Genomic DNA, 25,999 nt, shown 5'->3' on the forward strand with positions numbered 1-25,999 from the left:
TATGTTCTTTTGGGCGTTGTAGTGGTCAAAAGACCGGCGACACACTGAAGGGAGTTCAACATGGCAAGTCCAATTCTACCGGGTCTGGGTTTAGGCTCCGGTCTTGACACCACTGCTATCGTCAAAGTGTTGGTTGATGCTGATAAATCAGCCAAGCAGAATCAGATCACCCGTCAGACGGCCACCAATACCTCGCAGATTTCCGGTATTGGGACCCTGAAGAGTGTGTTGGCGAATTTCCAGACCGCGATCAAAAACCTCAGTGATACGAAGACCCAGCAGTTCCTGGGTTACAGCGCCACGAGTTCCGATCCCAAAGTGCTGACTTCTGTCGCCAGCAACTCGGCGGTCAGCGGCACTTATGTCATCAAGGTCAACAATCTCGCGACCTCGTCGAAAGTGGCGACTGCCGCGTTTGCCGGCGGCCCTAGCAGTGCCATTCCGAGTGGAACGCTCAATATCACTCAAAATGGCATTTCCCGTCCTGTCGACATTCCCACCGGCGCCACGCTGCAATCGGTACGGGATGCGATCAACACCCAGCAAGGCGCCAATGGCTTCAGTGCCAACATTGTCACTGACTCCTTCGGCTCTCGTTTGGTGATGGGGTCCACTGTTACTGGTGCAGGTTCTGATATCACGCTCAGTGGTATTGCCGGCCTGGAAATCACCGCGGGGCAGAAAATGGGCGCCACGCCTACGGCAGCCTCGGCCGGTGCGATCGGTGAACTCGCTGTGAACGCCAGCTTCACGGTTGACGGACTGGCGATCACCAGCAAATCCAACACCGTGGATAGCGCCATTTCCGGCCTGACACTGAATCTGGTGGCGGGTGGTGGGGCAACGTCCACTGTGACGGTCGGGCCGAACAGTGACGGTTTGAAAAAATCGGTCCAGGCCTTTGTCGATGCTTACAATCAGGTTGTCACCAGCGTCAATACGCTGACCAAGCCCTCCCTGGACAAAGATGGCAAGACAACCATTGCCGCGGCATTGACCGGTGACCCGCTGGCTCGGGGCGTCCTGGCGTCGATCCGTGAACCGTTGGCCAGTACGGGTGCAGGCGACAAGCTGACCGCACTTTCACAGTTGGGTATTACCACCAACCAGAAAACCGGTGCGCTCGATTTTGACAGCATCAAGTTCTCTGCAGCTATGGATACGCAGAAGCTGGGTGGCGAGGTTCAGAAGCTGTTCCTGGGTGATCCAGCGGCGACCGGTGATGCGGCCAAGGGGCTGCTGGAACGAATGAATGCGGTGATTACGCCTTATACCGTCACTGGCAGCGAAGGCATCCTTGATGCGCGTTCGACCAGCCTGGCGAAGGTCAAAACCAACCTGGCCAGCCAGCAGGTGGCACTGGATCGTCGGATCGAGACGCTGACCGACGTGCTGACCAAGAAGTACAACGCCATGGACGCCCTGGTCGGTAAGCTAAAGGCCACTGCCAGCAACATCACCTCGATGTTCGAGGCGATGAACGCTCAGAAAAACGCCTCATAGCGCATAAACGCCAAAAGCCCGGCAGCGGATTCCGCTTGTCGGGCTTTTTTTGGTTTGGTCTAAAGATTTTTGACGCCGTGTCGATACACTGGCTATACGAATCACAAAGTTTTGATGAGGTACAGCATGAACCCGATGTTAGCCCTTCGGCAGTACCAGAAGATTGGCGCTCAGGCCCAGACTTCCGAAGCCAGCCCCCATCGCCTGGTGCAAATGCTCATGGAAGGTGGGCTGGATCGCATCGCTCAGGCCAAGGGTGCCATGGAGCGCAAGGATATCCCCAACAAAGGCATTTTCATCGGCAAGGCGATCGGGATCATCGGCGGCTTGCGTGAAGGTCTGGATTTGGAAAATTCTGTCGAGTCCGTGGGTGAGTTGGACAAGCTGTACACCTACATGATGAAGCGTCTGACAGAAGCGAACATCAAGACAGATCCAAAGATTCTCGACGAAGTCGCTGATTTGCTTCGCACCGTCAAAGACGGCTGGGATGCTATCGCTGCGCCGGGTCCGCAGTTTTAAGGAGATCACCATGAGTCTTGTATTGCAGCGAATCGAACAAACCCGTGAAGGCCTGGTCGGTGCTTTGGCCGAGCGTAACTGGGAAGCCATTGGTGAGTTGGACCTGGCTTGCCGTTCCTGCATGGAAGACGTCTTGAGTGAAGCTTCGGTGGACGAGGCCGCGTTACGCGACAATCTTGAGGAGTTGTTGGGGGTGTATAAACAGCTTCTTGAGGCGGCTACGGGGGAGCGGCAAGCGATAGTTGATGAGATGTCGCAGATCCACCAAGCACAGAACGCGGCAAAGGTTTACCATCTGTTCGGTTAATTAATCCCCGGTTAATCCAAACATAGTGCGCCATAAATTTGACTGTGCACGGTTTTTTGACTTAACTAGTGGCTGGTTCCAGATTTCAGGCGTCTACAGGCATAACGTGTCTGCAAGCGTCTAGCTTGCCCCATCATTTTGGGCATTGAGTTGACTAGGGAAGTTGCTATTGCATGTGGCGTGAAACCAAAATTCTGCTGATTGATGACGATAGCGTCCGCCGCCGCGACCTGGCGGTGATTTTAAATTTTCTTGGCGAAGAAAATTTACCCTGCGGTAGCCATGACTGGCAGCAGGCTGTCGGCTCATTGTCATCAAGTCGTGAAGTAATCTGTGTCCTCATCGGGACGGTCAATGCTCCTGGCGCACTCGTGGGCCTGTTAAAGACACTCTCGACCTGGGATGAGTTCCTTCCGGTTTTGTTAATGGGTGATAATTCTTCCGTTGACTTGCCTGAAGACCAGCGCCGCCGAGTGCTTTCGACCCTCGAGATGCCACCCAGCTACAGCAAGCTGCTCGACTCCCTGCACCGTGCCCAGGTCTATCGCGAGATGTACGACCAGGCCCGCGAGCGCGGCCGTCACCGTGAGCCCAATCTTTTCCGCAGCCTTGTCGGCACCAGCCGGGCGATTCAACACGTCCGTCAGATGATGCAGCAAGTCGCCGACACCGATGCCAGTGTGCTGATCCTCGGTGAGTCCGGGACCGGCAAGGAAGTGGTCGCGCGCAACCTGCACTATCACTCCAAGCGTCGTGAAGCGCCGTTCGTACCGGTCAACTGCGGCGCGATCCCGGCCGAGTTGCTGGAAAGCGAACTGTTTGGCCACGAGAAGGGCGCCTTCACCGGGGCAATCACCAGCCGCGCCGGGCGTTTCGAACTGGCCAATGGCGGCACGCTGTTCCTCGATGAAATCGGTGACATGCCGTTGCCGATGCAGGTCAAGTTGCTGCGCGTATTGCAGGAGCGCACCTTCGAGCGCGTGGGCAGCAACAAGACCCAGAGCGTCGACGTGCGGATCATCGCGGCAACCCACAAGAATCTCGAAAGCATGATCGAGGTCGGTACCTTCCGCGAAGACTTGTACTATCGTCTGAACGTGTTCCCGATCGAAATGGCACCACTGCGCGAGCGTGTCGAAGACATTCCGCTGCTGATGAACGAGTTGATCTCGCGCATGGAGCACGAGAAGCGTGGGTCGATCCGTTTCAATTCCGCAGCGATCATGTCGCTGTGCCGCCACGGCTGGCCGGGCAACGTCCGCGAACTCGCCAACCTGGTGGAGCGCATGGCGATCATGCATCCGTACGGGGTGATCGGCGTGGTCGAGCTGCCGAAGAAATTCCGTTACGTCGACGACGAAGATGAGCAACTGGTCGACAGCTTTCGCAGCGATCTTGAAGAGCGCGTGGCCATCAACGGTCATACTCCCGACTTCTCTGCCGGCGCCATGCTGCCACCGGAAGGTCTGGACCTGAAGGACTACCTCGGTGGTCTGGAGCAAGGGCTGATTCAGCAGGCGCTGGATGATGCCAATGGCATCGTGGCGCGCGCGGCAGAGCGGCTGCGTATTCGTCGCACCACGCTGGTGGAAAAGATGCGCAAGTACGGTATGAGCCGTCGTGACGGTGATGAGCAGGCGGATGATTGACGCCTGTTTTTCAAGTCCTTCATTTGTAGGCGGTTTTTTTTAGGCACGGGTATTGCTACATCCCTCGCAACGTTCCGTTTCACTGACGGTCAGCCAAGCGAGAGAGCACGATGCCCCAAGCCGCCCAGATGTCTCCTGTCCCTGACGCTTCGGGGCAACCGTCGTCCGTAGAGCAGGCGAGCCGGCTTGGCCTCGAGCAGGCGTTTGCACTGTTCAGCCAGATGTCGAGCCAATTGACCGATTCCTACAGCATGCTCGAAGCCCGGGTCACCGAGCTCAAGGGTGAGCTGGCGGTGGTCAGTGCTCAGCGCATGCAGGAGCTGGCGGAAAAAGAACGCTTGGCCAACCGGCTGCAAAACCTCCTCGATCTGTTGCCCGGCGGCGTCATCGTCATCGACGCCCAAGGCATCGTGTGCGAAGCCAACCCCGCTGCCTGCGAACTGCTCGGTCTGCCCCTCGAAGGCGAGCTGTGGCGTCATGTCATTGCCCGCTGCTTTGCGCCCCGTGAAGACGACGGTCACGAAATCTCGCTCAAGGACGGTCGGCGCTTGTCGATCTCAACGCGCTCGCTGGATGCCGAGCCCGGTCAGTTGGTGTTGCTCAACGACCTGACTGAAACCCGTCATCTGCAAGATCAGTTGGCCCGCCACGAGCGTCTGTCATCCCTCGGCCGAATGGTCGCTTCGCTTGCTCATCAGATTCGTACCCCCTTGTCCGCCGCCTTGCTCTACGCCAGTCATTTGACTGAGCAAGCGTTGCCGGTCGAGACCCAGCAACGTTTTGCCGGGCGCCTGAAAGAGCGTCTGCATGAGTTGGAACATCAGGTTCGCGACATGCTGGTGTTTGCGCGCGGCGAGCTGCCGCTGACCGATCGCGTCACGCCCAAAGTGCTGATGCAGTCGCTGCAGGCGGCAGCGCTGACCCATGTGCAGGATCTGCCGATTCGTTGGCAGTGCGACAGTCATTCGGGCGAGTTGTTGTGCAATCGCGACACGCTGGTCGGGGCGATCCTGAACCTGATCGAGAATGCCATTCAGGCCAGCGCCGGCGATGTGCGTTTGAAAATCCACTTCTATACCCGTGACAACAACCTGCGTGTAGCGGTCAGCGACAGCGGTAGTGGCATCGATACGAAAGTACTGGCGCGTCTGGGTGAACCCTTCTTTACCACTAAAACCACCGGAACCGGCCTCGGCCTGACCGTGGTCAAGGCAGTGACGCGTGCTCATCAAGGAGAATTGCAGCTGCGCTCGCGACTTGGTCGCGGCACGTGTGCGCAGGTGATCCTGCCACTTTTTTCGGGTGAAAAGCCCAGCGCTCAAGGCGCGGAGTGAAGGACATGGCAATCAAGGTTTTACTGGTCGAGGATGACCGCGCGCTACGCGAAGCACTGGCCGATACGCTGTTGCTCGCCGGCCACGATTTCAAAGCCGTAGGCTCGGCCGAAGAAGCGCTGGGGGCGGTCGGTGCCGAGGCGTTCAACCTGGTGCTGAGTGACGTCAACATGCCGGGCATGGACGGCCATCAACTGCTCGGATTGCTGCGCACTCGTCAGCCGCAGCTGCCGGTGTTGCTGATGACCGCTCACGGTGCTGTCGAGCGGGCGGTCGATGCGATGCGTCAGGGCGCAGCGGATTACCTGGTCAAGCCATTCGAGCCCAAAGCCTTGCTCGATCTGGTGGCGCGACATGCGCAGGGCAGTCTCGGTGCGACCGAGGGCGAGGGGCCTGTAGCGTTCGAGCCGGCCAGTGCGCAATTGCTGGAATTGGCCGCACGGGTGGCGCGCAGTGATTCCACGGTATTGATCTCCGGTGAGTCCGGGACCGGCAAGGAAGTGCTGGCGCGTTACATCCATCAGCACTCTCACCGCGCCAGTCAGCCGTTCATTGCGATCAACTGTGCAGCGATCCCGGACAACATGCTCGAAGCCACCTTGTTCGGTCACGAAAAGGGTTCGTTCACCGGCGCCATCGCAGCGCAGGCCGGCAAGTTCGAGCAAGCCGATGGCGGCACGATCCTGCTCGATGAAATCTCCGAAATGCCCCTGGGCCTTCAGGCCAAGTTGCTGCGGGTATTGCAGGAGCGCGAAGTCGAGCGAGTCGGCGCTCGCAAGCCGATCACGCTGGATATTCGAGTCGTGGCGACCACCAACCGTGACCTGGCCGCTGAAGTGGCAGCGGGGCGTTTTCGTGAAGACCTTTACTATCGCTTGTCGGTGTTTCCGCTGGCCTGGCGTCCGTTGCGCGAACGTACCGCCGACATCCTGCCATTGGCTGAGCGTCTTCTGGGCAAGTACGTCAATAAAATGAAGCATGCCGCGGCAAGGCTGTCGCCCGAGGCTCAGGCGTGCCTGATCGGTTATCCGTGGCCGGGTAATGTACGTGAGCTGGATAATGCGATTCAGCGGGCGCTGATTCTGCAGCAGGGCGGATTGATACAGCCTGAGGATTTCTGTCTGGCCGGGCCCGTCGCCTGTGCGCCGTTGCCAGCCTTGGCGCCAGCGTCCATGCGAACCGTGGAGGTCGAATCCGAGTCGGCCGGAGCGCTGGGTGATGACCTGCGTCGCCGTGAGTTCCAGATGATCATCGACACCTTGCGCTCCGAACGCGGCCGTCGCAAAGAGGCCGCCGAGCGCTTGGGCATCAGCCCGCGCACCCTGCGTTACAAGCTGGCGCAGATGCGCGATGCCGGAATGGACGTGGAAGCTTATTTGTTCGCCACCTGATTCGTTAGCCATGCAAAGCCCGGGACGGCTTTTGTTTGGAGCGGCCACGGAGCTGGCACCCTTGTTGCTAACACCTCACTACCCGCCGAGTGAGTGTCAAAAAATTGCGGGTCGCCAGAGAGAGTAGACCATGAGCCAAGGTATTGAATTCAATCGATTGATGTTGGACATGCGCTCCATGCAAATGGATGCCATGTCTGCGTCGAAATCGACTGCCGCTGTTCCTGAAATGGGTGGCAGCAGCTTTTCCGACATGCTCGGTCAGGCCGTCAATAAAGTGAACGACACCCAACAGGCGTCCAATCAGTTGGCCAGTGCCTTCGAGATCGGCAAGAGCGGCGTAGACCTGACGGACGTGATGATTTCCTCGCAGAAGGCCAGCGTGTCTTTTCAGGCGTTGACCCAAGTGCGCAACAAACTGGTTCAGGCATACCAAGACATCATGCAGATGCCGGTTTAAGGACGAGATTGAGTCATGGCAGAAGCAGTCGCCGATAATGTTCCGGCCAAGGCCACTCCAATAGACGGCAAGCCGCCGCTGTTCGGGTTGTCCTTCCTGGAAAACCTCTCCGAGATGACCATGTTGCGTCAGGTGGGCCTGTTGGTCGGCCTGGCTGCGAGCGTGGCGATTGGCTTTGCCGTGGTGTTGTGGTCCCAGCAGCCGGACTACCGGCCTCTGTATGGCAGCCTTGCCGGTATGGACGCCAAACAGGTCATGGATACCCTGGCCGCAGCCGACATTCCCTATACCGTTGAACCGAACTCCGGTGCCTTGCTGGTCAAGGCCGATGACCTGTCCCGTGCGCGAATCAAACTCGCGGGCGCTGGTGTCACTCCCAGCGATGGCAACATCGGTTTTGAAATCCTCGACAAGGACCAGGGCCTGGGTACCAGCCAGTTCATGGAGGCGACCCGTTATCGTCGCGGTCTCGAAGGCGAACTGGCTCGCACCATCTCCAGCCTGAACAACGTCAAGGGTGCTCGCGTGCACCTGGCGATTCCGAAAAGTTCGGTGTTCGTGCGCGATGAGCGCAAGCCGAGCGCTTCGATTCTGGTGGAACTGTACGCCGGCCGCTCGCTGGAGCCGGGTCAGGTGCTGGCGATCATCAACCTGGTGGCCACCAGCGTTCCCGAACTCAGCAAATCCCAGATCACTGTTGTCGACCAGAAGGGCAACCTGCTGTCGGATCAGGCGGAAAATTCCGAGCTGACCATGGCCGGCAAGCAATTCGATTACAGCCGTCGCATGGAAAGCATGCTGACTCAGCGTGTGCACAACATTCTGCAACCGGTGCTGGGCAATGATCGCTATAAAGCCGAAGTCTCGGCCGATGTCGATTTCAGCGCTGTCGAGTCGACCTCCGAGCAGTTCAACCCGGACCAACCGGCGTTGCGCAGCGAGCAGTCGGTCAACGAACAACGTACCGCCAGCAATGGCCCGCAAGGTGTGCCGGGTGCCCTGAGCAACCAGCCGCCGTCGCCTGCCTCGGCGCCGCAAACCACTGGTGGCGCTACCGCGTCGGCCGGCATGGTGCAGCCAGGCCAGCCACTGCTCGATGCCAACGGTCAGCAAATCATGGACCCGGCCACCGGCCAGCCTATGCTCGCACCGTACCCGGCGGACAAGCGTCAACAGTCCACCAAGAACTTCGAACTCGACCGTTCCATCAGCCACACCAAACAACAGCAGGGCCGTTTGAATCGCCTCTCGGTGTCGGTGGTGGTGGATGACCAGGTCAAGATCAACGCGGCCAACGGTGAAACCACCCGTGCGCCGTGGACCGCCGATGAATTGGCGCGCTTCACTCGCCTGGTACAGGACGCCGTCGGCTTCGACGCCAGCCGTGGCGACAGCGTCAGCGTGATCAACATGCCGTTCTCCGCCGAGCGCGGTGAAGTGATTGCCGAAATTCCGTTCTACTCCCAGCCTTGGTTCTGGGACATCGTCAAGCAAGTGCTGGGTGTCTTGTTCATCCTGGTGCTGGTGTTCGGTGTGCTGCGTCCGGTGCTCAACAACATCACCGGCGGCGGCAAAGACAAACATCTAGGCATCGGCAGCGACGTCGAGTTGGGTGGCATGGGCGGCCTGGACGGCGAACTGGCCAACGACCGCGTCAGTCTCGGTGGCCCGACCAGCATTCTGCTGCCGAGCCCGAGCGAAGGCTATGACGCACAGTTGAACGCAATCAAGAGTCTGGTGGCAGAAGATCCGGGTCGTGTGGCCCAGGTCGTGAAAGAGTGGATTAACGCAGATGAGTGATAACCGAGCCGTTGCCGCCAAACTGTCCAAGGTCGACAAAGCCGCGATTCTGCTGCTGTCCCTGGGTTCGACCGACGCCGCCCAAGTGCTGCGCCACATGGGGCCTAAAGAGGTCCAGCGAGTGGGTGTGGCCATGGCCCAGATGGGTAATGTGCACCGCGAGCAGGTCGAGCAGGTGATGAGCGAGTTCGTCGACATCGTCGGCGACCAGACCAGCCTCGGCGTTGGCTCCGATGACTACGTGCGCAAAATGCTCACCCAGGCCTTGGGCGAAGACAAGGCCAACGGCCTGATCGACCGCATCCTGCTGGGCGGCAACACCAGTGGCCTCGACAGCCTGAAGTGGATGGAACCGCGCGCCGTCGCCGACGTGATCCGTTACGAGCACCCGCAGATCCAGGCGATCGTGGTGGCCTATCTTGATCCGGACCAGGCCGGTGAAGTGCTCGGCAACTTCGACCACAAGGTGCGTCTGGACATCATTCTGCGGGTCTCCTCGCTGAATACCGTGCAGCCAGCAGCCCTGAAAGAACTCAACCAGATTCTCGAGAAGCAGTTCTCCGGCAACTCGAATGCTTCGCGCACCACCCTGGGTGGCATCAAGCGTGCGGCGGATATCATGAACTTCCTCGACAGCTCGATCGAAGGTCAGCTGATGGACTCGATTCGCGAAGTCGACGAAGACCTGTCCGGTCAGATCGAAGACCTCATGTTCGTGTTCAACAACCTGTCCGATGTCGACGATCGCGGTATTCAAGCGTTGCTGCGTGAAGTGTCCTCCGACGTACTGGTGCTGGCCCTCAAGGGTTCGGACGAAGGCGTCAAAGAGAAGATCTTCAAGAACATGTCCAAACGGGCGGCCGAACTGTTGCGCGACGACCTCGAGGCCAAAGGCCCGGTGCGCGTCAGCGACGTGGAAACCGCGCAGAAAGAAATCCTCACCATTGCCCGCCGTATGGCCGAAGCCGGAGAAATCGTTCTCGGCGGGAAGGGCGGCGAAGAGATGATCTAAGGTCACTATGTCGTCCAAACATGATGAGTCCAACACCGACCTGATCCGCGGCAAGGACGTCGATGGTTTCGACGTCTGGTCGCTGCCCAGTTTCGATCCGTTCGTGCCGGAACCCGAGCCGGAACCTGAGCCCGAGCCGCCGGAAATGGAAGAAGTGCCACTGGATGAAGTCCAGCCACTAACCCTCGAAGAACTCGAAAGCATTCGCCAGGAGGCCTACAACGAAGGCTTCGCCACGGGCGAGAAAGAAGGTTTTCACAGCACTACGCTCAAGGTCCGCCAGGAGGCCGAGGTGGCCTTGGCCGCCAAAATTGCCGCTCTGGAGCAACTGATGGGGCATTTGTTCGAGCCTATCGCCGAGCAGGACACCCTGATCGAAAAGTCCCTGGTCGACCTGGTGCAGCACATCACCAAGCAGGTGATTCAGCGCGAACTGGCCATCGACTCGACACAAATCGAACACGTCATGCGCGAGGCCCTCAAACTCTTGCCGCTGGGCGTGGGCAATGTGCGGCTGTACATCAATCCGCAAGATTTCGAGCAGGTCAAAGCCCTGCGCGAGCGCCATGAAGAAACCTGGCGCATCGTCGAGGACGAGGCATTGTTGCCCGGCGGTTGCCGGGTCGAGACTGAACACAGTCGCATCGATGCCACGGTCGAAACCCGCGTTGCGCGGGTCATGGACAAGCTCTTCGATCAGTTGCACGAACAGGTCTTGCATCCGGCCGAGCCGGATCTGAGCCTGGAGCTGCCGATCAGCGACAAGCCAGCGGTCGTGCCGGTCGAACCTGAACCGGATGTTCCCGATGCGCCTTGATCGCACCAGCTTCGCCAAGCGCATCGGCAGTTACGCCGAGGCCACGGAGCTTGCAGGCGCGCCGATCCTTGAAGGCCGCTTGTTGCGCATGGTCGGTCTGACCCTCGAGGCCGAGGGCTTGCGCGCCGCCATGGGCAGCCGCTGCATGGTCATCAACGACGACAGTTATCACCCGGTGCAGGTCGAAGCCGAAGTCATGGGCTTCTCCGGCAGCAAGGTGTTTCTGATGCCGGTCGGCAGCGTTGCCGGCATCGCTCCCGGTGCTCGTGTGGTTCCTCTGGCCGATACCGGCCGTCTGCCGATGGGCATGAGCATGCTCGGGCGGGTGCTCGATGGCGCCGGTCGCGCGCTGGACGGCAAGGGCGGGATGAAGGCCGAAGACTGGGTGCCGATGGACGGCCCGACCATCAACCCGCTCAAGCGCGAACCGATCAGCGAGCCGCTGGACGTGGGCATTCGCAGCATCAACGGTTTGTTGACGGTCGGTCGCGGTCAGCGTCTGGGCCTGTTCGCCGGTACTGGCGTGGGCAAGAGTGTGCTGTTGGGCATGATGACCCGCTTCACCGAGGCCGACATCATCGTCGTCGGGCTGATCGGTGAGCGGGGTCGTGAAGTTAAAGAATTCATCGAGCACATCCTCGGTGAAGAAGGCCTCAAGCGTTCGGTCGTGGTGGCGTCCCCGGCGGACGATGCGCCGCTGATGCGTCTGCGCGCGGCGATGTACTGCACGCGAATCGCCGAGTATTTCCGCGACAAGGGCAAGAACGTCCTGTTGCTGATGGACTCCCTGACCCGTTTCGCTCAGGCCCAGCGGGAAATCGCCCTGGCCATCGGCGAGCCGCCAGCGACCAAGGGCTATCCGCCATCGGTGTTCGCCAAACTGCCGAAACTGGTGGAGCGGGCCGGTAATGCCGAGAAGGGCGGCGGTTCGATCACCGCGTTCTACACCGTACTGTCCGAAGGCGATGATCAGCAGGACCCGATTGCCGACGCCGCGCGAGGCGTGCTCGACGGGCACATCGTGCTGTCCCGGCGCCTGGCCGAGGAAGGTCATTACCCGGCCATCGATATCGAAGCGTCCATCAGCCGGGTCATGCCGTCGGTGGTTACGCCGGAACACATGATGCGCGCCCAGTATTTCAAGCAACTGTGGTCGCGTTATCAACAGAGTCGAGACCTGATCAGTGTCGGTGCCTACGTCGCCGGTGGTGATCGGGAAACCGACCTGGCGATCTCCTTGCAACCGCAGTTGGTGAAATACCTGCGCCAGGGCCTGAACGACAGCATCGGCCTGGGCGAAAGCGAAGCCTATCTCGGCACGATTTTCGCTCCCGCGGCCGGCGGCTAACCGGCCATGGCCCAGAGCCGAGCCTCGCGCCTGGCCCCCGTGGTCGAAATGGCCGAAAAGGCCGAGAAAACCGCGGTCCTGCGTCTGGGACACTTTCAGGGGCAAGTCCGTCTGGCGGAAAGTAAACTCGCTGACCTCGAAGCCTTTCGTCTCGATTACCAGGAGCAGTGGATCGTGCGCGGCAGCAGTGGCGTGTCGGGCCAATGGCTGCTGGGTTATCAAGGCTTTCTTGCGCAACTGGGGACCGCCATCGACCAGCAGCGACAAAGCCTGGTATGGCATCAAAACAACCTGAACAAGGCGCGGGAGTCCTGGCAGCAGGCGTTTGCCCGGGTCGAAGGCTTGCGCAAACTGGTGTTGCGCTATATGGATGAAGCGCGGCGGCTGGAAGACCGGCGTGAGCAAAAGCTGCTGGATGAGTTGTCCCAGCGGTTGCCGCGTCAGGATCCCTATTGATCAGGCAGGGTTCAACCGTTTCCCGCCTTGCTCCTGCCCTCGCCAAGTGCTAAACCTTGTACACGTACGTTCACCAATGACAAGGAAGCCGTTAAATGCCAGTTGTTACAGAAGTCTCCCAAGATGGGCAAAAGCTGACGATATCGGTCAAGGGACGTTTCGATTTCGCCAAGCATCAGGAATTTCGTGAATCCTACGAAAATCTTTCGCCAAAACCCGAGTCCTTCGAAGTGGATCTGAAAGATGCCACCTACCTCGACAGCTCGGCGCTCGGCATGCTTCTGCTATTGCGTGATCACGCGGGCGGCGAGAATGCCGAGATCACGTTGACCAACGCTAACGCAGATGTGCGCAAGATTCTCGCCATCTCCAACTTCGAACAAATCTTCGACGTGGCGTGACCGCCATGCAGGCCTTGTTCGAACCGCTGACGATCCTGATCGCCGAAGACAGCGCGGCCGATCGCATGCTGCTGTCGACCATCGTTCGTCGCCAGGGGCATGAGGTGCTGACCGCCGCCAACGGTGCCGAAGCGGTTAAAGCGTTTCGCCAGCAACGACCGCAACTGGTGCTGATGGACGCGATGATGCCGGTGATGGACGGTTTTGAGGCGGCGCGGCAGATCAAGGTATTGGCAGGGGAAACCCTGGTGCCGATCATCTTCCTCACCTCGCTGACCGAAAGCGAAGCGCTGGCCCGCTGTCTGGAGGCCGGGGGCGACGACTTTCTGGCAAAACCCTACAACCAGGTGATCCTCGGCGCCAAGATCAAGGCGATGGACCGCTTGCGACGATTGCAGGCCACGGTGTTGCAACAGCGCGACCAGATCGCCAAGCACCACGAGTACCTGCTCAACGAGCAGCGCGTGGCCAAGGCGGTGTTCGACAAGGTGGCCCACTCCGGCTGCTTGAGTGCACCCAATATTCGCTACCTGCAATCGCCCTATGCGTTGTTCAACGGCGATCTGCTGCTGGCCGCGTTCACCCCCGCCGGCGACATGCACGTGCTGCTCGGTGATTTTACCGGTCACGGTTTGCCGGCCGCGGTCGGTGCCATGCCCTTGGCCGAAGTTTTCTATGGCATGACCGCCAAGGGTTACGGCCTGTCCGAAACCCTGCGCGAGATGAACGCCAAGCTCAAGCGCATCCTGCCGGTGGACATGTTCTGTTGTGCAACGATGCTGTGCCTGAGTTTTCAGCGACGCTCGGTGGAGGTCTGGAACGGCGGAATGCCGGACGGTTACCTGCACAGCATCGCCAACGGTGAGCGAACGCCACTGACGGCTCGGCATTTACCGCTCGGCGTGCTGAGCCCGCAATCCTTTGTTGACCGCACCGAGGTGTTTCCGATGGCGGTCGGGGATCGGGTCTTCCTGTTGTCCGACGGGGTGATTGATACCTGCGATGCCAACGAACAGTTGTTTGGTGTGGAGCGATTGCAGCAGGTGTTTGCGGCCAATCGTCAGCCTGATGAGCTGTTCGAAGAGATCGAGCAGGCGTTGCGGGACTTTCGCGGCGAGGCCCGTGATGACGTGAGCATGGTCGAGGTCAGTCTGCTGGAGGCCGCACAACTGAGCCCGCCGGCGCCGGTGTATTCCGACAGTGGTCAGTCCTGCCCGCTGGACTGGTCAGTGAGTTTCGAATTTCGCGGCGCCACGCTCAAACGCTTCAATCCGCTGCCGTATCTTCTGCAATTGCTGCTTGAGGTCCACGGTCTGCGGGCTCAGAGCGGGGCGCTCTACAGTGTTTTGGCCGAACTGTATTCCAATGCCCTGGAGCATGGGGTGCTGGGGCTGGATTCGGCGCTCAAGCGCGATGCCTCGGGTTTTACCCGCTATTATCAACAGCGCAATACACGCCTGGACGCGTTGCAGGACGGCTTCGTGCGGGTGCATTTGCAGGTGACACCCAAGGGCGAGGGCGGGTGCCTGATTGTTCGGGTTGAAGACAGTGGCAAGGGTTTCGATGTCGCGCGGGTGATGGAGCGGCCCGTCGATGGTGTCCGGCTGTCGGGACGTGGCGTCAATCTGATCCGTCAGATGGGCCACAATGCGAGTTGGTCTGATGATGGTCGAAGTGCCCGCGTGGAGTTTTTCTGGGAGGCTCTGGCATAATCCACGCATTCTTGATCAAGGAGTGAGCAAGTGGCTGACACACACCTGGACCGCGACGTGTTGAACGCGTTGCAAGAGGTCATGGAGGATGAGTATCCGATGTTGCTGGATACCTTTCTCGCCGATTCCGAAGAGCGTTTACGCATCTTGCGAAAGGCTGAAGATGCCGCGCAGCTCATGAATGCTGCCCATAGCTTCAAGGGCAGCAGCAGCAACATGGGCGCCATTCGCCTGGCTGAGTTGTGCCATGAGCTGGAGGAGCGCGCCAAGCAAAAAAGCCTCACCGGCATTGAAAAACTGGTGGACGAAATTGATGACGAATTTGCGTTCGTCCGGCCGCTCTATGAGGCCGAGCGTCAGCGTTCCCTCTCTGCCAATGAGACCGTCCGGCGCTTTTAGCGCCTGTCGCTCAAATCTGGCGCGACCTTTGCACTAATCTCAGTCAACTGTACCTACGATCCCAGTGCAGCGGAGACCGTTCCATGCCCGTTACCCCCAATATGCTTCTTCAGGCCGCCGCGCAGGCCAAGACTCAAGTCGCTTGCGCCAATACTCCGGCGCTGGCCGCTGAGCCTGGGGACAAGGCATCCAGCTTCGCTCAGGTCTACGCCAATCAAGCCCGGAACAAACCGTCTGCGGTGGATGATGGATCGGCCAGGCCGATACGCGATAAAGCGCCGGACAGCCCCGATAAAAAGGACGTCAGCAACGACGAGTCTGCCGCCCCGGAACCTGCGGTTGCCGATAGCGGCAAATCCTTGCCCGCCGATAAACCGGCGCAGGCTGACGACGAGGCCACCAGTGATGACGGGTCGGATACTGCGCAGACGCCGGTTGCCGATGCCGCGCCCGTTGACCCGACGCTGGATCCTGCGTTGATGCAGGCAGTACAACCTGCGGTGCCAGCGCCGGTACCGGCCGCTCCGCCCGTTGTAGTCACCCCGCAACCGCAGGTCGAGGTGGCTGTGACGGCGGCAACGACTCCGGTCGTTGCAAGCACTGACACCGATTTCGATCCCGAAGCTGATCCTCTCGATGCATTGCCGGCCGTGCGTATGGCCATGGAGCAGGGCGGCCATATTTCGGCTGCGAGTCAGGCCCAGCCCAAAGCGGCACCGACCTCGGCCCAGGCACAGGCCGACGGCGAGTCAACCTCGGCGCAGACCTTCGCCGCCGGCATGGCGAGCATGCTCGATGTGCAAGCCGACAAGGACAGCACCAGCCAGGGCGGCGACAAGGCCTTCAGTGGTCTTATCGATGACGGTCTCAAGGACCTGAAGTCCGCGAGTAGCGATACCCGGGTCGACGATTTCGCCAACCGTCTGGCGGCACTGACCCAGGCGGCCACGCCGAAAACCGCCAACGCGTTGCCGGTGAATCAACCGATCGCCATGCATCAGAGCGGCTGGACCGAAGAAGTGGTGAACCGGGTCATGTACCTGTCCAGTGCCAATCTCAAGGCCGCCGACATCCAGTTGCAACCGGCCGAACTGGGGCGCCTGGACATTCGGGTGAACATGGTTCCGGATCAGCAGACCCAAGTGACGTTCATGAGTGCTCATCCAAGTGTTCGCGAAGCGCTGGACGGGCAGATGCATCGCTTGCGTGACATGTTTGCGCAGCAGGGCATGGGTCAGGTCGATGTCAATGTGTCCGATCAGTCTCGTGGCTGGCAGGGCCAGGGGCAGGAGCAGGCTCAACAGGGTCAAAGTCAGGGGGGGCGCACCAGCGCCAGCGGTGGTCGTCTCGATTCCATGGACGAAGAGCTGGCACCAACAGCTGCCGAAGTAGCGGCCAGCACCACCAGCGTCATTGGCTCCAGCGCCGTCGACTACTACGCCTGATAAAGCCCAACACCAATCCCTGTGGGAGCGGGCTTGCTCGCGAATACGGTTGGACATTCAACATTTCTGTTGTCTGACACACCGCCTTCGCGAGCAAGCCCGCTCCCACTGGGTTTTGTGTGGGGCGTCATCCGCCGTCTCCCCTGTCTCCCAGACACTTCTGGCATAACACTTGCTCTTGCCTTGCCGTGCGACTGTGAAAACCCGAATAGTGACGGATTATTGGCATGGCGAAGAGCGAAGCAGCAGTAAAAGACCCCGCAACCAAAGGCAAACTCAAGCTGATCATTGTGATCGTGGTGGCCCTGCTGCTGGCGATCGGTTTGTCCGTGGGAGCAACCTGGTTCTTCATGCACAGCGCCCAGAGCAAGCCTGCCGCCGCGGCTGAAACCGCGCCGGTCGGCAAGCAGCCAGCGATTTTCGAGCCCATGGCGCCAGCCTTCGTGGCCAACTACAACCAGAACGGCCGTCAGCGCTACATGCAGGTGAGCATCACCATGCAGGGACGCAATCAGGCCGATCTGGACGCGCTCAAAGTCCACATGCCTGTCATCCGCAACAACCTGGTCATGCTGTTCTCCGGGCAGGACTTCGCCACCCTGGCATCGCCGGTCGGGCAGGAAATGTTGCGTCAGAAAGCCACGGCCAGCGTCCAGGAAGTGGCGCAGAAAGAACTCGGCAAAGTGGTCATCGAACAGTTGCTTTTCACTAATTTCGTACTGCAGTAGGAACACGACATGGCCGTGCAGGACCTGCTGTCCCAGGATGAGATCGATGCGCTGTTGCATGGTGTCGACGATGGTCTGGTACAGACCGATACCGCTGCTGAACCCGGCAGTGTCAAAAGCTACGACCTGACCAGTCAGGATCGCATCGTCCGTGGACGCATGCCGACCCTGGAAATGATCAACGAACGTTTCGCCCGTTACACCCGCATCAGCATGTTCAACATGCTGCGCCGCTCGGCGGACGTTGCCGTCGGTGGCGTGCAGGTAATGAAGTTCGGCGAATACGTGCACTCGCTGTACGTGCCGACCAGCCTCAACCTGGTCAAGATCAAACCGTTGCGCGGCACCGCGTTGTTCATCCTCGACGCCAAGCTGGTGTTCAAGCTGGTGGACAACTTCTTCGGTGGCGACGGCCGTCACGCGAAGATCGAAGGGCGTGAATTCACCCCCACCGAATTGCGTGTAGTGCGCATGGTGCTGGAACAGGCCTTCGTCGATTTGAAAGAAGCCTGGCAGGCGATCATGGAAGTGAACTTCGAGTACATCAACTCGGAAGTGAACCCGGCCATGGCCAACATCGTCGGCCCGAGCGAAGCGATTGTGGTGTCGACGTTCCACATCGAACTCGATGGCGGTGGCGGCGACCTGCACGTGACCATGCCCTACTCGATGATCGAACCTGTACGCGAAATGCTCGACGCCGGCTTCCAGTCGGACCTCGACGATCAGGACGAACGCTGGGTCAACGCCTTGCGCCAGGACGTGCTGGACGTTGACGTACCGATCGGTGCCACGGTTGCCCGTCGCCAGTTGCGCCTGCGGGACATTCTGCACATGCAGCCGGGGGACATTATCCCGGTCGAGATGCCGGACGAAATGATCATGCGCGCCAACGGCGTGCCTGCGTTCAAGGTCAAGATGGGGTCGCACAAAGGCAACCTCGCGTTGCAAGTGATCGAGCCGATCGAGCGCCGCTGACCGGCGCTCCAAACCCCCTGTGCTTTTAACTGACGGCTCCTGATTGAAGGGATGCCCGCCGAGGACAAATTGATGGCTAACGATATGAACACCCAGGACGACCAGGCGCTGGCCGATGAGTGGGCTGCGGCCCTGGAAGAAACCGGTGACGCCGGGCAGGACGATATCGACGCCTTGCTGGCCGCCGACGCCGCCAGTTCACCGTCCAACCGTCTGCCGATGGAAGAGTTCGGCAGTGTGCCGAAAAACCACGAACCGGTTACCCTCGACGGTCCGAACCTGGACGTGATTCTTGATATCCCGGTGTCGATTTCCATGGAAGTCGGCAGCACTGACATCAACATCCGCAACCTGCTGCAGCTTAACCAGGGTTCGGTGATCGAGCTCGATCGTCTGGCCGGTGAACCGCTGGACGTGCTGGTCAACGGCACGCTCATCGCTCACGGTGAAGTAGTGGTGGTCAACGAGAAGTTCGGCATCCGCCTGACTGACGTGATCAGCCCAAGCGAACGCATCAAGAAGTTGCGCTGAGTGAAAAAGGTTCTGGGGTTTGTGCTGGCGTTGCCGTTCAGCGTTCTGGCTGCCGAGCCGGTAGCGACCGCTACTGCGGCCGCTGCCCCCGCGGTCAGCAGCGGCGTGGCCGGGCAATTGACGCAGTTGGTGCTCGGTTTGCTGCTGGTGCTGGGGTTGATCTTTTTCCTCGCCTGGTTGCTGCGTCGGGTCCAGCAGGCCGGGCCCGCCGGCAAGGGGCAGGTCATCGAGCTGATCGGCTCACGCGCGCTGGGCCCTCGCGACCGGTTGATGCTGGTGCAAGTCGGCAACGAGCAGATCCTGCTCGGCCTGAGCCCCGGCACCATCACCGCGTTGCATGTGCTCAAGGAGCCGGTGCAAGTGCCGAGCGGTACTGAAAAAGCGACCCCCGAGTTTGCCCAGCGCCTGATGGAGCTGTTGGGCAAGGATCAGAAGGATAAGAAGTAATGGGTGCGTTACGCATCGTCTTGACGCTGGCCCTGATGCTGGCCGCGCCGCTGGCGTTCTCCGCCGATCCGTTATCGATCCCGGCAATCACCCTGGGCACCAACGCCAACGGCGCTCAGGAATACTCGGTCAGCCTGCAAATCCTGCTGATCATGACCGCGCTGAGTTTTATCCCGGCGTTCGTCATGCTGATGACCAGTTTCACCCGGATCATCATCGTCTTCTCGATCCTGCGTCAGGCCCTGGGCCTGCAGCAGACACCGTCTAACCAGATACTTACGGGTATGGCGCTGTTTCTGACTATGTTCATCATGGCGCCGGTATTCGACCGTGTTAACCAGGATGCCTTGCAGCCGTATCTGGCGGAGAAACTCACCGCTCAAGACGCCGTGGCCAAGGCGCAGGTGCCGATCAAGGATTTCATGCTCGCCCAGACTCGCAGCAGCGATCTGGAGTTGTTCATGCGCTTGTCCAAACGCACTGATATCGCATCGCCCGATCAGGCGCCGCTGACGATTCTGGTGCCGGCGTTCGTCACGTCCGAGCTGAAAACCGCGTTCCAGATCGGTTTCATGATCTTCATTCCGTTCCTGATCATCGACCTGGTCGTGGCCAGTGTCCTGATGGCGATGGGGATGATGATGCTCTCGCCACTGATCATTTCCCTGCCGTTCAAGATCATGCTCTTCGTGCTGGTGGATGGCTGGGCGTTGATCATCGGTACGCTGGCGAGCAGCTTCGGCGGTGTATCGCCATGACGCCAGAAGTTGCGGTAGACATCTTCCGGGAAGCACTGTGGCTGACCACCATGATGGTTGCCGTGCTGGTGATTCCGAGTTTGCTCGTGGGCCTGTTGGTGGCGATGTTCCAGGCCGCGACCCAGATCAACGAACAGACCCTGAGCTTCCTGCCGCGCCTGCTGGTAATGCTGGTGACGCTGATCGTCGCCGGTCCGTGGCTGGTGCAGACCTTCATGGAATACATCCTGCAGTTGTATGGCAGTATTCCTCAGGTCATCGGCTAAACCATGTCGCTGCTTCAGCTGACCGATACCCAGATCAGCACGTGGGTAGCTTCCTTCATACTGCCGCTGTTTCGCATCGGCGCGGTACTGATGACCATGCCGATCTTTGGCACGACCCTGGTGCCGACCCGTGTACGTTTGTATTTCGCCCTGGCAATCACAGTGGTCGTCGTGCCCGGCCTGCCACCGATGCCACAGGTTCATGCGCTGGACCTGAGCGCGCTCCTGCTGATCGCTGAACAGGTGATTATCGGCGCATTGATGGGGCTCTCCCTTCAGTTGTTTTTTCAAGCGTTTGTCGTCGCCGGGCAGATCATTTCGATTCAGATGGGGATGGGCTTCGCGTCTATGGTCGACCCTACCAACGGCGTGTCGGCAGCGGTGATCGGTCAGTTCCTGACGATGCTCGTTACCCTGTTGTTTCTCGGCATGAATGGGCATCTGGTGGTGTTCGAGGTGTTGACGGAAAGCTTCACCACCTTGCCGGTCGGCAGCGCGATGTTGATCAACCACTTCTGGGAAATGGCCAACAAGCTGGGGTGGGTGCTAGGTGCGGCGATGCTGCTGGTTTTGCCCGCGATTACGGCGTTGTTGGTGGTTAACATCGCTTTCGGGGTGATGACGCGGGCGGCACCGCAATTGAACATCTTTTCCATCGGTTTTCCGCTGACCCTGGTTCTGGGGCTGGTGATCTTCTGGGTCGGTCTCGGCGACATTCTCAATCAGTATCAGCCCTTGGCCACCGAGGCCCTGCAGCTATTACGTGATATGGCACAGGCGCGCTAGCCATGGCCGAGAGCGAGAGTGGTCAGGATAAAACAGAAGACCCCACGGATAAGCGCAAAAAGGACTCCAGGGAAAAGGGTGAGATTGCCCGATCCAAAGAGCTCAATACCTTGGCAACCATGCTGGCCGGTGCTGGTGGGTTGTTGATCTACGGCGGCGGGTTGGCCCAGGATCTGCTGGAAATCATGCGTCTGAACTTTTCGCTGCCGCGGGAAGTGTTGCTCACTCCGGGGGCGATGGGGCAGTACCTGCTGCATTCCGGCAAGATCGCGATTCTGGCGGTGCAGCCGATATTGCTGACGCTGCTGCTGGCGGCATTCCTGGGGCCTGTCTCCTTGGGTGGCTGGTTGTTCGCCGGTAGTAGCCTTGCCCCAAAATTCAGCCGGATGAACCCGGCGGCGGGTCTCAAACGGATGTTCTCCAGCAGTGCCCTGATCGAACTGCTCAAGGCGCTGGCCAAATTCCTGCTGATTTTATTCGTTGCATTGTCCGTCCTGCGTTCGGACATTGACGATCTGTTACGCATTGCCCATGAACCGCTGGAGCAGGCGATCATCCATAGCGTTCAGTTGGTGGGCTGGAGTACGTTGTGGATGGCTTGTGGGCTGATTCTGATTGCCGCGGTGGATGTCCCGGTGCAGCTTTACCAGAGCCACAAAAAATTGCTGATGACCAAGCAGGAAGTGCGCGACGAGCATAAGGATCAGGAAGGGCGCCCGGAGGTCAAGCAGCGGATTCGCCAGCTGCAGCGCGAAATGTCCCAGCGCCGGATGATGGCGGCGATCCCCGACGCCGATGTGGTCATCACCAACCCTACCCACTACGCCGTAGCGCTCAAGTACGATCCGGACAAGGGCGGGGCGCCGATGCTGATCGCCAAGGGCAGCGACTTCCTGGCCTTGAAGATCCGGGAAATCGCGGTGGCCAACGAAGTGCTGCTGCTTGAGTCGCCGGCACTGGCGCGTTCGATCTACTACTCCACTGAACTTGATCAGGAAATCCCTGGCGGGCTCTACCTTGCTGTCGCCCAGGTGCTCGCTTACGTCTACCAGATCCGCCAGCACCGCGCCGGCAAGGGTAAGCGTCCTGATCCGCTCAAGGACGACCTGCCGATTCCACCGGATTTGCGGCGCGATTCCTGATTTGCGCTGGCAATGCCGGCCTCTTCGCGAGCAAGCCCGCTCCCACATTTGATCTGCTGCATACACAAATCCAATGTGTGCGGGCTTGCTCGCGAAGGCGCCGGTTCAGACGCCACAAATCCCCCGAAAAAAGCCTCTGTTTCAAACCCCTGTGAAAGTTGGAAGGCTTCTTGCAGTAGCCGCTCTGCGCCCGCTTCAGGCGTCAAAAAGTTTGCTTTAAGGGACGGGGAAAACCGGTGGATCGCTCTCAGTTATTCAACACTGCACGCACAAACGTTGCCGACCTGAGTCGAGGCAATCTGGGTGTGCCGTTGTTGCTGCTGGTCATGCTGGCGATGATGATGTTGCCGGTGCCGCCGTTCCTGCTGGACGTGTTCTTCACCTTCAACATTGCCTTGTCGATTGTCGTGTTGCTGGTCTGTGTTTACGCGTTGCGGCCGCTGGATTTCGCGGTGTTCCCGACCATCCTGCTGGTGGCGACCCTGTTGCGACTGGCGCTGAACGTGGCCTCCACGCGAGTGGTGATGCTCCACGGTCAGGACGGTCATGCCGCCGCGGGTAAGGTGATCCAGGCCTTCGGCGAGGTGGTGATCGGCGGTAACTACGTGGTCGGTATCGTCGTCTTCGCAATTTTGATGATCATCAACTTCGTCGTGGTGACCAAAGGTGCCGGGCGGATTTCCGAGGTGAGCGCGCGTTTCACCCTCGATGCGATGCCCGGTAAACAAATGGCCATCGACGCCGACTTGAACGCCGGCCTGATCGACCAGAACCAGGCCAAGCTGCGCCGGATGGAAGTGGCCCAGGAAGCCGAGTTCTACGGTTCCATGGACGGTGCCAGCAAGTTCGTTCGCGGTGACGCCATTGCCGGCCTGCTGATTCTATTCATCAACCTGATCGGCGGCATGGCGGTCGGTATCTTCCAGCACGGCATGTCCTTCGGCGATGCCGGTCGGGTGTACGCCTTGTTGACCATCGGTGACGGTTTGGTGGCGCAATTGCCATCACTGCTTTTATCGACAGCTGCAGCGATCATGGTGACCCGTGCTTCCGGTTCGGAAGACATGGGCAAGCAGATCAATCGCCAGATGTTCGCCTCGCCCAAAGCGTTGGCCGTGGCGGCGGGTTTGATGGCGGTGATGGGCCTCGTGCCGGGCATGCCGCACTTTTCCTTTCTCAGCATGGCAGCGCTGGCGGCTGGCGGTGCGTACCTGTTCTGGAAGAAGCAGAACGTGGTCAAGGTCCAGGCCTTGCAAGAGGTCAAGCGTCAGCAGGAGCTGCTGCCATCGCCGGCTCGCGCTCAGGAAACCAAGGAGCTTGGCTGGGATGACGTGACGCCGATCGACATGATCGGCCTGGAAGTCGGCTATCGGCTGATTCCGCTGGTGGACCGCAATCAGGGTGGTCAATTGCTGGCGCGGATCAAGGGTGTGCGCAAGAAGCTGTCCCAGGATCTGGGCTTCCTGATGCCGACGGTGCATATCCGTGACAACCTCGACCTGGCTCCGAGCGCCTACCGCCTGACCCTGATGGGGGTGATCCTGGCCGAAGCGGAGATTTACCCGGACCGCGAACTGGCAATCAACCCGGGCCAGGTCTACGGCACGCTCAACGGCATTACCGCCAAAGATCCGGCTTTCGGTCTGGAGGCGGTCTGGATCGAAATCAGCCAGCGTGCCCAGGCTCAATCCCTCGGTTACACCGTGGTCGATGCCAGTACGGTAGTGGCAACCCACTTGAACCAGATTTTGTACAAGCACTCGAGCGAGTTGATCGGTCACGAAGAAGTGCAGCAACTCATGCAATTGCTGGCTAAAAGCTCGCCAAAACTGGCCGAAGAACTGGTGCCGGGCGTGGTGTCGCTGTCCCAGCTGCTCAAAGTATTGCAGGCGTTGCTGGCCGAACAGGTGCCAGTACGGGACATTCGCAGCATTGCCGAGGCCATCGCCAACAATGCCAGCAAGAGTCAAGATACTGCCGCGCTGGTGGCCGCGGTGCGCGTCGGTGTATCCCGCGCAATCGTCCAAAGCATTGTGGGGACTGACTCCGAGCTGCCAGTGATCACCCTGGAGCCAAGGTTGGAACAAATATTGCTCAATAGTCTTCAGAAGGCAGGACAAGGCTCGGAAGAGGGCGTTCTGCTGGAGCCAAGCATGGCTGAGAAACTGCAACGCTCGTTGATCGATGCGGCGCAGCGTCAGGAAATGCAAGGTCAACCGGTGATTCTGCTGGTAGCCGGTCCGGTTCGCGCGATGCTGTCGCGATTCGGCCGATTGGCAGTCCCGGGTTTGCATGTGTTGGCTTACCAGGAAATTCCTGACAACAAGCAAGTGACCATTGTTGCGACAGTAGGGCCCAACGGCTGAGGTAGTGGTTTATGCAAGTTAAGCGTTTTTTCGCCGCCGATATGCGTCAGGCCATGAAGCTGGTTCGTGATGAGCTGGGCGCTGATGCCGCCATCATTGGCAACCGCCGGATCGCTGGTGGTGTCGAGCTGACGGCTGCCCTGGATTACAAGTTGTCGGCGCTGGCTCCGCGCGTTCCGAACATGGAACTCGAAGACGAGCTGCGCAAGACCCAATCGCGGATCGTCACCGCCCAGGCCGAACTGAGCCTGCGCAGCGATGGCGAGAGCGATAAGTCCACCAATCGCCAATTGTTCGCCGGCCTGCCACTGACCGCCGCCGAGCCGCTGATCGAACCGACCTACACCGAACCCCGTCGTCCTGCACCGGCTGCGGCACCTGCCTCCGGCGGCGTCGACCCACGGGCGTTCGACTCGATGCGTTTCGAGCTCAACAGCCTGCGCGAACTGATGGAAGTGCAACTCGGCTCCCTGGCCTGGAATCAACTGCAAGGCAGCCGTCCGGCCCAGGCCAATCTTTGGCGTCGCCTGCAACGCATCGGCCTGTCCGGCCCGTTGTCGCGCGATTTGCTGGCACTGATTACCGATATTGAAGAACCTCGTCAGGCCTGGCGCATGTTGCTGGCCCACCTGGCGCGGATGATCGCCACACCGGAAGTCGAGCCTCTGGAAGAGGGCGGCGTGATTGCCATGGTCGGCCCCGCCGGCATGGGCAAAACCACCACCCTGGCCAAACTCGCGGCCCGTTACGTGCTCAAGTACGGCGCGCAAAATATCGCGCTGGTCAGTATGGACAGCTACCGTATCGGTGCTCAGGAACAACTCAAGACGTTGGGCCGGATCCTCAATGTGTCGGTGACTCACGTCGATCCGGGGCAGTCACTGGTACAGGCGCTGGAGCCCTTGCTGCGCAAACGCGTGGTGCTGATCGATACTGCCGGCCTTCAGGCCAGCGATCCGGCACTGCGCATGCAGCTCGAAAGCCTGGCCGGTCGTGGCATCAAATCGAAAAATTATCTGGTTTTGGCAACCACCAGCCAGAAACAGGTTCTAACGGCCGCTTATCACAGTTACAAGCGTTGTGGGCTGGCTGGCTGCATCCTGACTAAACTGGATGAAACGGCAAGTCTGGGCGAGGTGTTGAGCCTGGCCATCAGTCATGAATTGCCGGTGGCCTACCTGACCGATGGCCCGCGGATTCCGGATGATTTGCATCTCCCGCGTCGTCATCAGTTGGTCAGTCGCGCCGTAAGCGTGCAAATGCAAGAAGAACCCAGCGAAGAAGCCATGGCTGATATGTTCGCTGATATTTACCACAGCCCGACCAAGCAGGTCGGCTGAGGTACTAATGACAGTTTTTGTACCTACATCGATGGTCTGCCATGCATTGTTCCGTTTGTGAACGCGCAGCCAGTAATGTGGCCTCCGTCTAAGTAAGACAA

The 25,999-nt window shown here is 59.6% G+C and carries 26 protein-coding genes; all 26 read left to right on the top strand.

Annotated features, from left to right (window positions below; translation table 11 throughout):
- Positions 1–60: 60 nt before the first annotated feature.
- The 26 genes from fliD to flhF all read left to right on the top strand — a co-directional run bounded on the left by fliD (position 61) and on the right by flhF (position 25,898).
- On the top strand, positions 61–1,503 hold the full coding sequence (gene fliD, locus KGB03_RS23460; protein WP_218536489.1) for a flagellar filament capping protein FliD: 1,443 nt from the start codon (positions 61–63) through the stop codon (positions 1,501–1,503).
- A gap of 126 nt (positions 1,504–1,629) precedes the next feature.
- Positions 1,630–2,025, top strand: a complete 396-nt coding sequence (fliS, locus tag KGB03_RS23465; RefSeq protein WP_218536490.1) for a flagellar export chaperone FliS — start codon at positions 1,630–1,632, stop codon at positions 2,023–2,025.
- 10 nt (positions 2,026–2,035) lie between these two features.
- Positions 2,036–2,332, top strand: coding sequence for a hypothetical protein (locus KGB03_RS23470; RefSeq protein WP_056742091.1), 297 nt, complete (start codon positions 2,036–2,038; stop codon positions 2,330–2,332).
- A gap of 173 nt (positions 2,333–2,505) precedes the next feature.
- Positions 2,506–3,981 carry a sigma-54 dependent transcriptional regulator gene (locus KGB03_RS23475; RefSeq protein ID WP_218536491.1) on the top strand — a complete coding sequence of 492 codons (1,476 nt, stop codon included), beginning with the start codon at positions 2,506–2,508 and terminating at the stop codon, positions 3,979–3,981.
- A gap of 128 nt (positions 3,982–4,109) precedes the next feature.
- Positions 4,110–5,315 carry a sensor histidine kinase gene (locus tag KGB03_RS23480; protein ID WP_223529273.1) on the top strand — a complete coding sequence of 402 codons (1,206 nt, stop codon included), beginning with the start codon at positions 4,110–4,112 and terminating at the stop codon, positions 5,313–5,315.
- Positions 5,316–5,320: 5 nt separating this feature from the next.
- The gene (fleR, locus tag KGB03_RS23485; protein ID WP_223529299.1) at positions 5,321–6,706 is read left to right on the top strand and encodes a sigma-54-dependent response regulator transcription factor FleR; all 1,386 of its coding nucleotides are present in this window, start codon (positions 5,321–5,323) and stop codon (positions 6,704–6,706) included.
- A 130-nt stretch (positions 6,707–6,836) separates the two neighbouring features.
- Positions 6,837–7,166 (top strand): flagellar hook-basal body complex protein FliE, encoded by a 330-nt coding sequence (gene fliE / locus KGB03_RS23490; RefSeq protein ID WP_111451874.1) that lies wholly within the window; start codon positions 6,837–6,839, stop codon positions 7,164–7,166.
- Between the two features lie 15 nt (positions 7,167–7,181).
- Positions 7,182–8,966 (top strand): flagellar basal-body MS-ring/collar protein FliF, encoded by a 1,785-nt coding sequence (gene fliF, locus KGB03_RS23495; protein ID WP_111451875.1) that lies wholly within the window; start codon positions 7,182–7,184, stop codon positions 8,964–8,966.
- Positions 8,959–9,978, top strand: a complete 1,020-nt coding sequence (gene fliG / locus KGB03_RS23500; RefSeq protein ID WP_007948903.1) for a flagellar motor switch protein FliG — start codon at positions 8,959–8,961, stop codon at positions 9,976–9,978. Before fliF ends, fliG begins: the two co-directional genes overlap by 8 nt.
- A 7-nt stretch (positions 9,979–9,985) precedes the next feature.
- Positions 9,986–10,795: a flagellar assembly protein FliH gene (fliH, locus tag KGB03_RS23505; RefSeq protein ID WP_111451876.1), complete on the top strand. Its 810-nt coding sequence runs from the start codon at positions 9,986–9,988 to the stop codon at positions 10,793–10,795.
- On the top strand, positions 10,785–12,143 hold the full coding sequence (fliI, locus tag KGB03_RS23510) for a flagellar protein export ATPase FliI (RefSeq protein WP_223529301.1): 1,359 nt from the start codon (positions 10,785–10,787) through the stop codon (positions 12,141–12,143). Before fliH ends, fliI begins: the two co-directional genes overlap by 11 nt.
- A 6-nt stretch (positions 12,144–12,149) precedes the next feature.
- Positions 12,150–12,599: a flagellar export protein FliJ gene (gene fliJ, locus KGB03_RS23515; protein WP_033055981.1), complete on the top strand. Its 450-nt coding sequence runs from the start codon at positions 12,150–12,152 to the stop codon at positions 12,597–12,599.
- Between the two features lie 95 nt (positions 12,600–12,694).
- Positions 12,695–13,000 carry an STAS domain-containing protein gene (locus tag KGB03_RS23520; RefSeq protein ID WP_111451877.1) on the top strand — a complete coding sequence of 102 codons (306 nt, stop codon included), beginning with the start codon at positions 12,695–12,697 and terminating at the stop codon, positions 12,998–13,000.
- A gap of 5 nt (positions 13,001–13,005) precedes the next feature.
- Positions 13,006–14,712 carry a fused response regulator/phosphatase gene (locus KGB03_RS23525; RefSeq protein WP_223529304.1) on the top strand — a complete coding sequence of 569 codons (1,707 nt, stop codon included), beginning with the start codon at positions 13,006–13,008 and terminating at the stop codon, positions 14,710–14,712.
- Between the two features lie 30 nt (positions 14,713–14,742).
- A complete protein-coding gene (locus tag KGB03_RS23530; protein ID WP_218536495.1) occupies positions 14,743–15,111 on the top strand; it encodes an Hpt domain-containing protein in 369 nt (122 codons plus the stop codon).
- 83 nt (positions 15,112–15,194) lie between these two features.
- A complete protein-coding gene (locus KGB03_RS23535) occupies positions 15,195–16,556 on the top strand; it encodes a flagellar hook-length control protein FliK (RefSeq protein WP_223529318.1) in 1,362 nt (453 codons plus the stop codon).
- A 227-nt stretch (positions 16,557–16,783) separates the two neighbouring features.
- Positions 16,784–17,284, top strand: a complete 501-nt coding sequence (gene fliL / locus KGB03_RS23545; protein WP_111451881.1) for a flagellar basal body-associated protein FliL — start codon at positions 16,784–16,786, stop codon at positions 17,282–17,284.
- Positions 17,285–17,293: 9 nt separating this feature from the next.
- A complete protein-coding gene (gene fliM, locus KGB03_RS23550) occupies positions 17,294–18,262 on the top strand; it encodes a flagellar motor switch protein FliM (protein ID WP_008151077.1) in 969 nt (322 codons plus the stop codon).
- A 72-nt stretch (positions 18,263–18,334) separates the two neighbouring features.
- Positions 18,335–18,793 (top strand): flagellar motor switch protein FliN, encoded by a 459-nt coding sequence (gene fliN / locus KGB03_RS23555; RefSeq protein WP_111451927.1) that lies wholly within the window; start codon positions 18,335–18,337, stop codon positions 18,791–18,793.
- Positions 18,794–19,240, top strand: a complete 447-nt coding sequence (fliO, locus tag KGB03_RS23560; RefSeq protein WP_111451882.1) for a flagellar biosynthetic protein FliO — start codon at positions 18,794–18,796, stop codon at positions 19,238–19,240.
- Positions 19,240–19,998 (top strand): flagellar type III secretion system pore protein FliP, encoded by a 759-nt coding sequence (gene fliP / locus KGB03_RS23565; RefSeq protein ID WP_008151084.1) that lies wholly within the window; start codon positions 19,240–19,242, stop codon positions 19,996–19,998. The genes fliO and fliP overlap by 1 nt, the downstream gene beginning before the upstream one ends.
- Positions 19,995–20,264: a flagellar biosynthesis protein FliQ gene (gene fliQ / locus KGB03_RS23570; protein ID WP_007948918.1), complete on the top strand. Its 270-nt coding sequence runs from the start codon at positions 19,995–19,997 to the stop codon at positions 20,262–20,264. Before fliP ends, fliQ begins: the two co-directional genes overlap by 4 nt.
- 3 nt (positions 20,265–20,267) lie before the next feature.
- On the top strand, positions 20,268–21,050 hold the full coding sequence (fliR, locus tag KGB03_RS23575) for a flagellar biosynthetic protein FliR (RefSeq protein ID WP_008151086.1): 783 nt from the start codon (positions 20,268–20,270) through the stop codon (positions 21,048–21,050).
- A 2-nt stretch (positions 21,051–21,052) separates the two neighbouring features.
- Complete coding sequence (gene flhB / locus KGB03_RS23580; protein WP_111451884.1) at positions 21,053–22,192, top strand: flagellar biosynthesis protein FlhB; 1,140 nt, start codon at positions 21,053–21,055, stop codon at positions 22,190–22,192.
- A 236-nt stretch (positions 22,193–22,428) separates the two neighbouring features.
- On the top strand, positions 22,429–24,558 hold the full coding sequence (gene flhA / locus KGB03_RS23585) for a flagellar biosynthesis protein FlhA (protein ID WP_111451886.1): 2,130 nt from the start codon (positions 22,429–22,431) through the stop codon (positions 24,556–24,558).
- Between the two features lie 11 nt (positions 24,559–24,569).
- Positions 24,570–25,898: a flagellar biosynthesis protein FlhF gene (gene flhF, locus KGB03_RS23590; protein WP_008155822.1), complete on the top strand. Its 1,329-nt coding sequence runs from the start codon at positions 24,570–24,572 to the stop codon at positions 25,896–25,898.
- Positions 25,899–25,999 lie beyond the last annotated feature (101 nt).

Source organism: Pseudomonas sp. BF-B-26, assembly GCF_019956495.1.
Lineage (GTDB): Bacteria > Pseudomonadota > Gammaproteobacteria > Pseudomonadales > Pseudomonadaceae > Aquipseudomonas.